This is a genomic window from Leeuwenhoekiella polynyae, from assembly GCF_004104075.1.
In the GTDB taxonomy this organism is placed as follows: Bacteria; Bacteroidota; Bacteroidia; order Flavobacteriales; family Flavobacteriaceae; genus Leeuwenhoekiella; species Leeuwenhoekiella polynyae.
Genome location: NZ_QOVK01000002.1, coordinates 30,597 through 43,836 on the forward strand (window position 1 = coordinate 30,597; position 13,240 = coordinate 43,836).

General features: G+C 35.7%; 8 protein-coding genes. All 8 read right to left on the reverse strand.

Annotated features, from left to right (window positions below; genetic code table 11):
* Positions 1-3,102 carry a SusC/RagA family TonB-linked outer membrane protein gene (locus tag DSM02_RS03465; RefSeq protein ID WP_128764360.1) on the reverse strand — a complete coding sequence of 1,034 codons (3,102 nt, stop codon included), beginning with the start codon at positions 3,100-3,102 and terminating at the stop codon, positions 1-3.
* A 320-nt stretch (positions 3,103-3,422) separates the two neighbouring features.
* The gene (locus DSM02_RS03470; protein ID WP_128764361.1) at positions 3,423-5,771 is read right to left on the reverse strand and encodes a GH92 family glycosyl hydrolase; all 2,349 of its coding nucleotides are present in this window, start codon (positions 5,769-5,771) and stop codon (positions 3,423-3,425) included.
* Complete coding sequence (locus DSM02_RS03475) at positions 5,764-6,924, reverse strand: MFS transporter (RefSeq protein ID WP_128764362.1); 1,161 nt, start codon at positions 6,922-6,924, stop codon at positions 5,764-5,766. The genes DSM02_RS03470 and DSM02_RS03475 overlap by 8 nt, the downstream gene beginning before the upstream one ends.
* A complete protein-coding gene (locus DSM02_RS03480) occupies positions 6,924-7,835 on the reverse strand; it encodes an ROK family protein (RefSeq protein ID WP_128764363.1) in 912 nt (303 codons plus the stop codon). The genes DSM02_RS03475 and DSM02_RS03480 overlap by 1 nt, the downstream gene beginning before the upstream one ends.
* A gap of 80 nt (positions 7,836-7,915) precedes the next feature.
* Positions 7,916-9,718, reverse strand: coding sequence for a class I mannose-6-phosphate isomerase (locus DSM02_RS03485; protein WP_128764364.1), 1,803 nt, complete (start codon positions 9,716-9,718; stop codon positions 7,916-7,918).
* A gap of 116 nt (positions 9,719-9,834) precedes the next feature.
* Entirely contained in the window at positions 9,835-10,563 is a 729-nt protein-coding gene (locus DSM02_RS03490) for a GntR family transcriptional regulator (RefSeq protein ID WP_128764365.1), read from the reverse strand.
* Between the two features lie 242 nt (positions 10,564-10,805).
* Complete coding sequence (locus DSM02_RS03495) at positions 10,806-11,606, reverse strand: discoidin domain-containing protein (protein ID WP_128764366.1); 801 nt, start codon at positions 11,604-11,606, stop codon at positions 10,806-10,808.
* Positions 11,607-11,616: 10 nt separating this feature from the next.
* Positions 11,617-13,236, reverse strand: coding sequence for a RagB/SusD family nutrient uptake outer membrane protein (locus tag DSM02_RS03500; protein WP_240673971.1), 1,620 nt, complete (start codon positions 13,234-13,236; stop codon positions 11,617-11,619).
* Positions 13,237-13,240: the final 4 nt, after the last annotated feature.

The following is a 13,240-nucleotide window of genomic DNA, read 5'->3' on the forward strand; positions in this document are numbered from 1 at the left end:
TTAAAAAGTAATATCCAGTCCTAATCCATAGTAAATCAACGTTGGGTATGCTCTTGCACTATTAGCCCCTCCATTATTTAAGTTCGAATCAAACTCAGAAAGTTCAGGGTCCAACCAGTCCGTTTTTGCCAGAGTAAGTAAATTACTACCTGACACATAAAACCGCACTTTATTTAAACCCATTGCCTCTGTACTTGTTTTTGGGATAGTGTATCCCAACTGTAAGTTCTTTAAACGTGCATAAGCTCCATCGTAGAGGTACATATCTGACCCTCTTCTAAAATTGTTGGTATTAGACTGTGTACCATTATTAGCTAACCTAGGATAATAAGCGTCTGTGTTTTGAGGCGTCCAATAATCAAGTTGGTGCGTGTACATAGTCGCTCCATAATTAAAATGAAAAGGTTCTACCTGTTCTCCACGAACCATCATTGTACGCTTACCTACTCCCTGAACAAAGACGCTCAGATCGAATCCTTTAACCTCAACATTATAAGTCAATCCAAAAGTGTATCGCGGAAATGGATTACCAAAAATGAACTTATCATCATCATCAATAACACCATCTTCATTAAGGTCAACATATTTATTATCGCCCGGAACCGGAGATAAGCCTACCGGTACAGCACTGTTCTCAATCTCATTAAAACTTTGAAAAATACCTTCACGCTTGAGCCCTACATAAGATCTAAAAGGGACACCTTCTCTCAGTATAACTTGTAACTCCTCTACTCCGGTAAGAATTTCATTTCCTTGAAACTCGAGCACTTCATTTTGAGTATCTCCAATATTTGCTGTAAGGGTATGACTAAACAGCTTTCCGGTATGGCGATAGGTAGCAGATAATTCCCACCCATAGCTTCTTACTTTCCCTGCATTGAAATCAGGAAGATCTGTACCGTATACACCCGGAACTGCCGGAGCAACAAGTATATCTGATGTGATTTTATTAAACCAATCAAAAGTGACAAACAAGGATTTATTAAAGAAGTCAAGATCTACACCCAGGTTTAATGTTGCTGCGCGTTCCCATTGTAAATCAGGATTGGCAAAATTAAAACCGGTACCGCTTACTGCAGCGTTATTATATGCGTAAGCATTCTGGAAGGTGAAATAAGTCGTCTGATATTGAAAATTTCCTACATTCTGATTTCCTAAAACTCCGTAAGAACCTCTGAATCTAACCCCTCCCCACTTATCTTTATAATCTTGCATGAAATCTTCATTAGTCACATTATAAATAAGTGATGCAGAAGGAAAGAAACCCCATCTTAGGTCTTTTCTGAATTTTGAAGACCCATCATATCTAAAACTAAACTCTGCTGTATACCGGTCATCAAATGTGTAAGAAGCTCTACCAAAAGCTGAATTTAAACTGTTCTTTGAAGAACTCTGGTTAGAATTATACGAACCTTCTTCTATGGTTGTTTCGCTAGTAGGAGTTCCTAAATCAGGATCTGTATTAATTCTAAAAATACCAATCCCGCGATCGCTGTGATTTTCATTAGACACACCTAATAAAACATTTACATCATGTTTGTCTGCAAACGTATTATTGTATTCTGCTAAAAACTGTGTGTTTAAATCTAAACTCTTACGCATTTCATCACGCGTATTTCTGTTTTCACCATATACTCCTCCAGGAATAAAATCTACTCGAGTAGTTCTTGCGTATAGAGAATTGTTGTAAAGTCTTCCTCCAAAAACCCCTCGTATTTTAAATTTATCTGTGACCGCATATTGTAAGGACAGTGATCCAAACAAATCATCGTTATCATAATGTCTAAATCCTCCTTGCTCTAAAACACCTAAAGGATTGAATTGTCCCAAAACATCATTGGTTAAATAATTGCCTTCTTCATCTTTTTGTGTGTAATATAATGGCGTTCTAAATGCATCCACCATTAACGTACTGGTATTAAAAGAATGATCTTTGATTTTCTGTTTAGCATAAGATAATGTGGTTTCTATTCTAAACTTCTCAAACTCGCTGGTCAGATTTACTCTGTAATTGTAACGTTTCAACCCTTTTGAAGGGCCAACAAAAATGTTTTTTTCATCAGTATAGCCCAGAGAAACTCTGTAGGTTGTATTCTCGTTTCCTCCAGAGATTGCTAAACTGTGATTCTGTTGTAAAGCTTCCTGCACGATCTCTTCTGCAAACCATTCTTCAGAACCATCTTCACGAAGCTGTCTGATACGTTCCGGAGAAAAAACAGCACTGCTTACGCCATCAGAATTAAAAGCAGCTTCATTTCTTAAGATTGCATTTTCATAACCTTCTACCGGTTTTGTAAAGAAATGTGGATTGTTAATTCCGCTAAGACCATTATATTGTATAGTCATAGCACGCCCTTTTTTACCTTTTTTAGTTGTAATTAAAACCACCCCGTTATTTGCACGCGAACCATATATTGCCGCACTACCGGCATCTTTTAAAACTGATACACTTTCAATATCAGATGGATTGAGTGAATTAAGATCTCCACCTACTATACCATCAATTACGATAAGCGGACTATTATTTCCTAGTGTACTAATACCCCTAATGTTAATATTGAGTCCTGCTCCTGGTTCAGAATTGCGTTGCTGTATAACAAGCCCTGGAGATTTACCCTGTAAAGATTGTGTGACATTAGCTGAAGAACGTCCTTCAAAATCCTGAGCACTAACCTGATCTACAGCTCCTGCAACTTTTGAACGCACTTGAGTACCATAACCCACTACCACCACTTCATCTAAAGCAGCTACATCGTCTGTTAGAGATACATCGATTGAGTTTCTAGCCCCCACTACTTCCTCAATCGTTTTCATTCCTACATATGAAAAGACGAGCACACTCTCTGCACTTGCTACGGTAAGCGAGTAATTTCCATCAAAATCTGTCTGGACTCCGTTATTGACCCCTTTTTCAATTACGGTTACACCCGGTAAAGGCAAACCGTTCGAATCACTAACCATCCCTGAAACCGTTATTTCCTGAGCTTGAGCTACAGTATTCAGAAATAGAAATACAAGAAAAATCCAGTTAAAGCTCTTGGTCAAAAGCTGCAGAGCAACTCTCTTTTGCCAAAAGATCTGGTAGAATAGTTGTTTTTTCATGAATTGTTATTTGTTAATTAAATCTTATTACATCGTTGTAGCAACTATGATAAAACGATATATGTTGTTTTTATAAAATGTTAATAATAAAGTAGTTTTCAACTATAATGTTCTAACATTACAACAAATATAATAAAACGTTTTACTTGCGCAATAATCTTGTTATATTTTTGATTACTTAGAATTGTTAAAAATTGATTTTCTCTTTTAGATCGAGGTTATTACCCATAATCAATTCTAGAACTCATATCATGAATTTTAAGAATTAATCGTTTGTAAAGCTGGATGATGCTGGACATAACTATGGAATTTTAATAGTTTTATTTAAACCATTCTTTATTAGCTTCTGAACCCAAGCTATACTCAATATCAGTTCCTTCTTTCAGCTTTTCTAGACTTATACTATTTGTATGATAGGCTTCCCCATCAACCATAACCGATTGTATATAATAATTATCTTCTAGATTATTTTTAGCTTCAATATTAACTGTGCTTCCCCATCCTGTAGTAATTTCAATATTATCAAATATCGGACTGGTTAGCTGAAAGGAAGGATTGATCTCAACAAGCCCCTTAACATCAAACAGACCTATTGCTGCCATATTATACCAAGCGCCTAATTGCCCCTGGTCTTCATCTTGCCCATAACCATACCCGTGTATAGGTTCAACACCATAAAATCCATCACAAATTTTTCGAATCCATTTTTGGGTTAGCCAAGGTGAGTCTGTATAATTAAACAGGTATGCGATATGCAAATTGGGCTGATTACCCTGATTGTATAAATAATTCAGTCCGGCAAATGCATCTATATTCTCTCCTCCAAATTTTGTCTTTTCTGAAACCGTAAATATGGAATCAAGTCTCTTAACAAATTTCTCTTCTCCCATTTTCTCTACGAGCTCTTCAGGCTGATGGGGTACGTAAAAAGTATATTGCCAGGCATTCCCTTCCTGATAACCTATCCATGGAGCAAAAGGATCAAAATTTGATAAAAAGTTTCCATTAGCATCTTTAGGTCTTATAAAATCAGTCTCTTCATCATATAAATTTTTCCAGTTTTCAGAAAGCTTCATCAATTCTTCATACTCCTTTTCTTTACCTAATGCCTTCGCAAATTGGGCTACTGCATAAGAGCTATAGCAGTATTCTAGCGTATGGGAAACAGAAAAAGCTGAACCCTCAGGAGAAGTACCCCTACCCTCAACATACGTTATGTAACCATCCTCAACAAAACCCTTTAAATCGGTTTTACCAGCACCTTCAATACGATCTTTATAACGTACCTCATTCTCATAAGCAGCTTTAAAAGCAAGCTCTACATCATAATCTCTAATTCCTGCCTGATATGCTGAAGCGATGATTAGACTAACAAAGTTTGTTCCTACTCCAGAAACAAAACGGGAGTTTGCCAAACCGTCTCCTAACCAGCCTGAGTTTTTATACACTGCCAAATGGGTTTGAACCAAATCATTGTAATATTCCGGCCAGACCAACGTCCACAATTGTGTTAGATTCCAAAAAGCTCCCCAAATTGCATCAGTATTGTAAAAGTTGAATTCTGGATCTCCATTCTCATCAAGAGGAATCTGACCAATGCTTCCGTCATTTTCAGGAAACTGCCCGTTTACATCACTTGCAAGTCCTCTTCCTAACAATGCATGAAAAAGACCCGTATAAAACTTGGTTTTATTAGTTGAAGAAGAATCAGTAATCTTAATTTTTGACAGTTCATGCTCCCAAGTTGATGTAGCCTGTGATAATGCATCCTCAAATGTCATATCCTTTGCTTCAGCTTTCAGGTTTTCTTGTGCATTTTCTAATGAAGTAAAAGAGAATCCGGCTTTAATTTCAACCTCTTCATTTTCTTCGGTTTCAAAGCGCAGATAAAGCCCTACACCTTCCCCCTTATTCTTAAGCTCATTTTTAAATTGCTTCTCGTGTAAAAAAGTACCGGCTTCAACAGGTTTTTTATTCACCTCTCCAGATACAAACATTTTTACCTCAGCACCTTCCTGATACTTCTGCACATATTTAGGGTAAGTTGTAACCCAGCCATTAAATGTCTGGTTTTCTGCATCATATTCAACAGCAGCATCCTTAACATCCCCACTCTCTCCCAATTCATTACCTATATCAAGTATTACATACGAACTATCACTTTTTGGATAGGTATATTTATGAAAGCCTACACGTTTAGTTGCCGTTAATTCTGCAGTAACCCCATAATCTTTAAGGTTAACTTTATAATATCCTGGACGAGCAACTTCTTCTTCTCTGTCAAATCTCGAGCGATATCCTGTTTCTGGTTTATCTATTTCGCCGGGAACGGTTTGTAAATTTCCTGTAGTACCGGTGAACATAAAAGCACCTATCTGAAATTCGTGAAGGTTAGCAAACCCCTCAATAGTATTATCTCTGGAGTCATAGCCTGTAGCTTCCCAACCTTGTTCATTACCCAAACTTCCGTTTGTTGAAGGTCCTAATTTTGCCATACCAAATGGCATGGAAGCTGGAGTATAAAAAAACCAGCGACTATGAGCTGTTCCTATATTAGGATCTACCCAGTTTAAAGGGGATTCCTTATCAACAACCCTTTGTTTTTCCTTGTTTGAAGTTTCACAAGAAACCAATAAAATGACAACAGCAACTATGACTAACTTATACATTATTAATATTTTTTTTTATTATGAAGTAAGTAGCAAATACATAACCAGCGGCTATAACAAGTACTACAAAACTAAGTTGAACACTAAAGAATTTATTTACTAAGCCCATAAGAGGTGGTATTACTGCTCCTCCCACTACTGCCATAATCATTAAACCTGATATCTCATTAGCCCGTTGCGGTATTCTATTTACCGTAAGCGAAAAAATTAATGGAAAAAGATTACCTGAACTGATACCTAACAAGAAGAGAAGTATATATGCTGTTGTACTGGAGGGTGCCAAAATTAGTCCTATAAGTAATACTGCAGTTAAAGCAGAGGACCAGTATAAAAATTTAAGGTTATCGATTTTAGAAAAAAGTATTGCTCCTAGAAATCGAGTGACCATCAATGCTGTAAAATACAAACTGATACCAAGTGATGCTTGCTCCAGACCAATACCAAATCTCTGTGTTAGTAAATTCTGAATATTTGTATTTATCCCTACATCAAGTCCTACAATTAGAAAAATGGCTAAAACCATTGATGCTATAAAAGGTTCTTTTAAAAGGCTTAACGTAGATCTAAAAGTTGCTTTAAATGTTGATGATGTTTCTTTAACAGGTGTAATAACAAGCCATAAGCCCACAAACACTGAGGTAAAGCCGTATACTAAAAAAACAAGTTTCCAATCATCATATTGAGCCACAAAAAAGGTGACAATTACTGGCCCTAAAAGTGAACTTATAGCTTTTATAAATTGAGATAAACTCATATAGCTCGAAAACTTTTCCTTGAGCACCACATCTTGCAACAGTGGATTTGAAGAAACCTGTATTATGGTATTCCCTATACCTAAGAACACAAAACAAACTAACAATACAGGGTAAGAATATTGTAGAAAAGGTAAAAACATGCCGAGCGATGTAAATAGTATTCCAAATAGTAAAACCTTTCTTTTACCAATATTGTGCTGCACCACACCAATAGGAATAGAAAGAATAAAAAACCATATAAAAACCATTGAAGGTAATAACTGTGCCATCTCCGGTGAAAGGTCGAAATCTCGCTTTGCAAATCCTGTAGAAACCCCTACAATATCAACAAACCCCATTACTATATAGCACAACAGAACAGGAAGCATAACTCTAAAATTCACTTTTTTGTCATTCATCACATCAACTTTAAAGTATCTTCAATTTTTTTATAGAACATCTCATCTAGTAAAAGTGCACTTCCTATTATGGCTGCTTCTTCTCCAAATTCTGAAACATATATTTCTTCAAGAAAGGCGAGTTCTTTTTTTAATGAATTACCAAAAACATCAAAAGCTCCAGAGATTTTACCTCCCAAAACAAGGGTTTCTGCCTCAAACTCCTCCAAGTAAGGTTTTATAAAATCTCCTAATTGACTACCAAAATTTTCAAAAACAAGTTTAGCTTGGTTATCTAGACCTACCTTATCAAACAGCTCTTTAACATTTTTAATTTGTTCTCCTGTCATTTCCCTGTAAGCTTCAATTATACCACGTGTTGAAAACAACTCATCTGCAAGAACATTGTTATAATATTGATTATAGAGATAACCACTATCTGGAACGTTTTCACCTTTTAATATTGGCATTCCATTAATTGCAAAGCTTGCTCCCAGTCCTGTACCCAGTGTAATAGCAACAATTCTTTTATATGCTGAAGCTTTTCCTAAAGCAGCTTCAGCAATTGAAAATGCCGAAGCATCATTTATAAAACGTACCTGAGAAGGTTTCAGGTTGAGACTTTGAGCTATTTCTAATCGTAAGCTCACGTTATATAATGCTTGTAATTTAGCTACTTCCTTTATTTTGCTAATACCCCTGTAATAATCAAAAGGTCCGGGCATCGCTAAACCAACACCAGCTATATTTCTATCTAAATGCGCTACCGATTCTTTTAGTGCGAGTAACCACGTTTTTAAAATCTCATCTTTTGTACCATGAGGATTAACTTTTTTATATGAAAAAGTCTCTTTCAGTAATTCTTTACTGGTGTGATCAAAAACACAGCAAGCAATATGACTCCCCCCTATATCTACCCCTAAACTTAACATGTGAATTATACTTTGGTAAATTTGTTACACTTTTCAATCGTTATAGCTCCAACAGAATTAGAGCCACATTTGATATTTTTCTATTTTAAGTATGCATTAATAACTTTAGCTCTGCCACTTCCTAAATTTTTAAGCTTAAATATTTTAGCTGCAGCCGGTACTACAAAAGTTTCTGCATAGCTTAGCTTTTGGCTTTTACCAGTTTCTGTTTCCAGTTCAATTTGTTCTCCTTCAACCAACATCATAACATGACATGACCCTAAGGTTTCAATATTCATGGTTGTTTCAAAATCAAATCTTCTCACATCGTAAAAGTGTTCTTGATGTGTGGGATAATAAATAATTTCAAAATCTTTACCTTTTTCAATCTGCTGTGTATGAGAAAAAAGTTCTTTTTCTACTTTATCTCCCTTAAAATCAAACCTTAAATTATTGAAAGCGTGATCAATATTAATAGGTCTTGGGTTACCATCAAGATCTAACCTTAACCAATCATACATCTTAAATGTAAAAATATAAGGCGTAGCACTAATCTCAAGAACCATATTACCAGCTCCTGCACTATGCACTGTTCCGTTAGGTATTAAATACAAGTCGTGCTTCTTAGAGGGGTGCTGTTGTACATAATCAGTAATAGTAAGTTCAACGTTCTCTTCTTGACTTCTCACAAGCTCAGATCTGAACTTTTCAGCATCAATATCTTCCTGAAAACCTAGATATACACTTGCATTTTCATCGCAATCTAAAATGTAGTAACACTCGTCCTGCGTTATATTTTCACCAAATTTTTCTTGAATATATTTTAAACTAGGATGGCACTGTACAGAGAGATTACCCCCTTTATAGGTGTCTAAAAAATTAAAGCGAATAGGAAACTCATTACCAAATTTTTTATGATGTTTTCCGAGAATATTTTCTGCCTCCTGATGCATTAGAAAATCAAAAGAAAATTCCAGAAGGTGATTATCACTCTCAAGGATTAATCCATTTTCCGGGACTATCAAAGAAAAAGCCCATGCATAATTAATGACATCTTTATTTAAACCTTCAATATGCTCCTTAATCCATTCTCCTCCCCAGGCTCCTGGCTCAAACCAGGGTCTTACTCTAAAAGATGTAGTACTCATTTGTTTAAGAGCAGCTTTGACATCTTTCATAAATGCCCAGCTTGGCTCAAGTTGGTTTTGAGAATCAATTAGTACATCTATATATTTTGATAATCTGCGTTTTTCTGCATTCAATACTACCCAATCCACAAAATAATACTGCTTATACATCTTAAAATTCTCTTTAGTAGCAGTTACTCCAAGATTAGAGACTTCCCCAGCACGCATGCGGTATTGAAGTTCATTTTTAGGCAGATCAAAATAGAGCAGAGTATGTTCAAAATTTACTAAAGAGGCCCCAGATCCAAAAACAATAGTTACATCAACCTCTTCATCAACTTCAAGTGCATTTAACTTAGCATTATCAAAAAAATCTCCTATTTCAAGATTGCATCTGGTACCCCAAATAGACTCTTCGCCCCCAAGAAAAGGTCCTATCATTTCCTGAATTTGATCTTCGGGCTTTAAACTTTCTGAAATATCAATGAGATTAAATTTTAAATCTTTAGTGTTTAAATGAGTGGCAACCTGTTCTATTATCTGGCTCCAATTAACACCTGAAAAACCATCTAAACAAACAGTTTTTTTAGTTGCTATGTAATTTGCAAGACTATCAAACCCTCTAAATATTTTTTCTGAGCCCAAATCATGAGAAGGATACAAATCAAAATTTGAGTGTTTATTCTGAGTTTCTCTTACCTCGGGGATTAAAAACTGTTCTGTTTTTCTTTTTAGAACTGAGGGTTCTAGGTGATAATTTTTTTCCAATTCCTGCATAAAAGAAATTTATTTATTGTTCTTATGTACAAACATAATAATTAATAAGTAACAATATCATTATTTATTAATTATTTCAAAAAAAAGTTTTTATTAATTATGAGATATTAATAATGCTACCTATTACTTTCTACAGAATAAATAAAACTATCTGATTTGTAATACCCTAAATTATATTCAATTGGCCTTTCTCCCTGATCAAACACAAATCGTTTCCTGAATAAAACAGGGGTTTCTTTTTTAATCTTGAGTTTGTTTGAGATAAACTCGTCTGAAGCGGTTGCACTTATTTCTTCTTTAGACAAAGATGCTATGATTGCATGTTCCTGCTCCAGCATTTCATATAATGGTAATTTAAAGTCTTCCTCCCCTGTCAACCCCACACGTGGATGAAAGTAGGAGACAAAGTACACAAAGGGCTCATCTGTTTTACCTCTAACTCGCTCCATTTTCAATACATTCTTATCTTTAGAAATTTCAAAAAACCGGGCGATGTCATCTGAAGGCTTTACCCAGCTTAGATTTAATTCAAAATTTCTGATAGTAATTCCCCGCAATTTCATTTCCTGAGAAAAACTCAACCAGTTGTTTGACTTAGAGCTTACAGGTTTGGGAGCGACCTTTGTACCTGCCTTCTTTTTCCTAATCAATAAACCTTCAAAAACGAGTTTTTTAATAGCCTGCCTTACCGTAGATCGAGAAATCGCTAATCTATTACTAATCTCTACTTCACTGGGTAAAACTTTCCCTTTTTGATATTCCTCCTGTTCAATTAACGCTCTTAACAACTCTTCAACCTGAGCGTGAAGAGGAACAGGACTTTTGTGATCTATAGTAAATTTCATAAGCTTGATTAATGAGGTCTTTTTATTTTAATGTATAAACATAATTCAAATGTAACAATTCAAAAAAAAAAAAACCATTTAGTATTTCATCAATAAGAAAATGAAGTTTCTTTTTAAATATAAAAAGCCACCTACTGAAATCATATAGGTGGCTTTGGCTAAGTAAGACCTTCAAATAAATATTAAAGACCTTTTCTAATTATAATCTGATTTAAAATAAATCAAAACTTACCGCTAATTAATTAAAATGGCAAGAGAAATAATCTCCATTCAGACATTTGAAATAAACTTGATCCTCCATTACTCAGCACATTAAATCTGTAAAATTTGTATGCAGTATTGTTATCAAAATAGAACTCACGAGTCTGTGTACGGTCAGAAAAACTCATGTTAGTTCTACTGTCTAAAGTTGTCCAGTTTTCGCCATCTTGAGACCCTTGAATTTCCCAGTCTTTAGGATCTCTTCCCGGAGCATCATTTCCTGATGTAAATGAATAATATCCCGCAACAATAGGTTCTTCAAATTCAAGGTTTACCCAAAACGGAGTTACAAATCCAGATAAATACTTAGTACTTGTATCATTATCTATAAGTTTGGGAGAACCTTCACCGCCAGTAGGGCCGTTACTGTTCTCACGGTTAACCGAGATCGTACTTTGGTCTGTAATGTCAACAGGAGGGCCTGCAATCACTTTAACAGAAGCTGTTGCAGTTATTGTCTCATCATCTGCTGCAGTTATACTTAAAACTGTTTCACCAGAACCTGTAGCAGTAAGTGTTACAGATTTATCTTCATTTTGAACCAAATCTGCTACACTAGGATCATCTACCTCCCAAATGTAATCACGCTGAGGTGCAACATTGGGTTCAAAAATCGCAGTCACATCTAGCGAATTACCAGATTCTAATAAAATAATGTCATAATTATTAAGGTTAACACCGGTTTCTATGATATCATCAAACTCTCTTCTTCCCTCACAAGCCGAAAAAGCTATGAGAACGAATAAGAATAATGGTCTTATGTAATTTAATATTGTTTTCATAATATGGTGTTTAGTATCCAGGATTCTGAACAAGATTAGGGTTTGCTTGTAATTGTCTAAAAGGAATAGGATATAATGTAAGATTAGGATCTCCTGAAGGCTCATGATCCCACCAAGAATTGGTAGTAAATGCTCCAAAGCGAATTAAATCTGTACGTCGCTTTCCTTCAAAAATAAACTCTCTACCACGCTCTGCAAGAAGTTCTTCCATAGTAAGAGTTGATGTAGTATAGGCCTCGTCCACCCAATCATCTGCAGTAAAATAACGCACCTTACTTTGATTGATAAGATCTACAGCTTCTTGAGTTGCATTACCATTATTTAGTCTCATTAATGCTTCGGCCTTGTTGAAATACATCTCGGTGAGTCTATAAATAACATAGTCTCCTTCAAGATAATTAGGATCATCTTGTGTACCTGAGCGATATTTATGAAAACGAGCTCCACTATTCTCTTCTCCATCTGTCATAGAACCTTCACCAGTTTGTCCTTCGGTATTTCTACGGATATTATTTACATAAATAAACGGCTGACCATTATATTCTTCTGAACCTAAAATAGGTTCATCTGTACCCAGCTTATACTGTGGACCAAATAAGAACCACTCCTGCTTACGGATATCGTTTTCCTTATATGCATTGAATGCTGTAGGCACTACCACAAAAGCATTATTACCGCTGTAATTAACATCTAATGCTGCAGTCATATTAGAGAAGCCCATATAGAAAGACCTCCAGTCATAACCAAAGTCATTTTTACGGCTAAACGGAAACTGAAAAATATTCTCAGGAGAATCTTCATTTGTATTATTAAAAGGTCCTAAAGGGTCTTGATCTAATGCTATGTTTCCGGTTAAGGAACCACCGTCTCCGTTGATTACCTTATCAGAATACATAACGCTTTCTTCCCAACGAGGAGTACCTGACCATACTTCGGCATTAAGGTATAATTCAGATAAAATAGAATATCCTACCGCTCTACTCATACGACCGATTAACTTAGGTGATAAAGGCTGAAGTTTCTCTACATTTTCGAGTAATTCTTGCTCAATAAATGCAAAAACCTCTTCTCTAGTTGCAGTTGCAGGATTATTAGGCTCTCCTACCGTTGTTACAATAGGTACATTCCCCCACATATCCATAATTTTCATATAGTGATAGGCCCTCAATACTTTAGCTTCTGCTACAATAGAGGCCAATCGCTCTGGAGTTACCCCAATAGAAGCTGCATCTACAGCTTCTATACTTTCTATTGCTGTATTTACAAAACCTAAACCAGTCCACATCAACCTCCAGGCACTGTTTAAACGCCCTTCTTGCTCAGTCCACGTATGATAATGCTGTCTAATATGATCTGCATTATCATAACCATGACGGCCTTTTTGTGGCCAAGCTGTCTGATCTGCTGAAAGTTCGTTATGATAATAGTAACCATCCTGACCAGACCAGGCTAACCAAGCCTGCATATGAGTAAAAGGTCTTAAATTGGCCTGAACGAGCTCTAGTTCAGTTTTATAAAAGTTAGATTCTGAAAGTTCAGAGTATGTAGTTTCTTCAAGATCTGTACACCCAATGGTAAGTAACACCCCCATTGCGCAAGCAGCCTTCTGAAATAAGTTTATCTTTTTCATGTAT

What these genes read in the sequence shown, in the direction of transcription:
- DSM02_RS03485 (WP_128764364.1), bottom strand. Translation starts at nt 9,718, where the DNA reads ATGCAGGAATTGGAAAAAAATTATCACCTAGAACCCTCAGTTCTAAAA.
- DSM02_RS03490 (WP_128764365.1), bottom strand. Translation starts at nt 10,563, where the DNA reads ATGAAATTTACTATAGATCACAAAAGTCCTGTTCCTCTTCACGCTCAG.
- DSM02_RS03465 (WP_128764360.1), bottom strand. Translation starts at nt 3,102, where the DNA reads ATGAAAAAACAACTATTCTACCAGATCTTTTGGCAAAAGAGAGTTGCT.
- DSM02_RS03480 (WP_128764363.1), bottom strand. Translation starts at nt 7,835, where the DNA reads ATGTTAAGTTTAGGGGTAGATATAGGGGGGAGTCATATTGCTTGCTGT.
- DSM02_RS03470 (WP_128764361.1), bottom strand. Translation starts at nt 5,771, where the DNA reads ATGTATAAGTTAGTCATAGTTGCTGTTGTCATTTTATTGGTTTCTTGT.
- DSM02_RS03495 (WP_128764366.1), bottom strand. Translation starts at nt 11,606, where the DNA reads ATGAAAACAATATTAAATTACATAAGACCATTATTCTTATTCGTTCTC.
- DSM02_RS03475 (WP_128764362.1), bottom strand. Translation starts at nt 6,924, where the DNA reads ATGAATGACAAAAAAGTGAATTTTAGAGTTATGCTTCCTGTTCTGTTG.
- DSM02_RS03500 (WP_240673971.1), bottom strand. Translation starts at nt 13,236, where the DNA reads ATGAAAAAGATAAACTTATTTCAGAAGGCTGCTTGCGCAATGGGGGTG.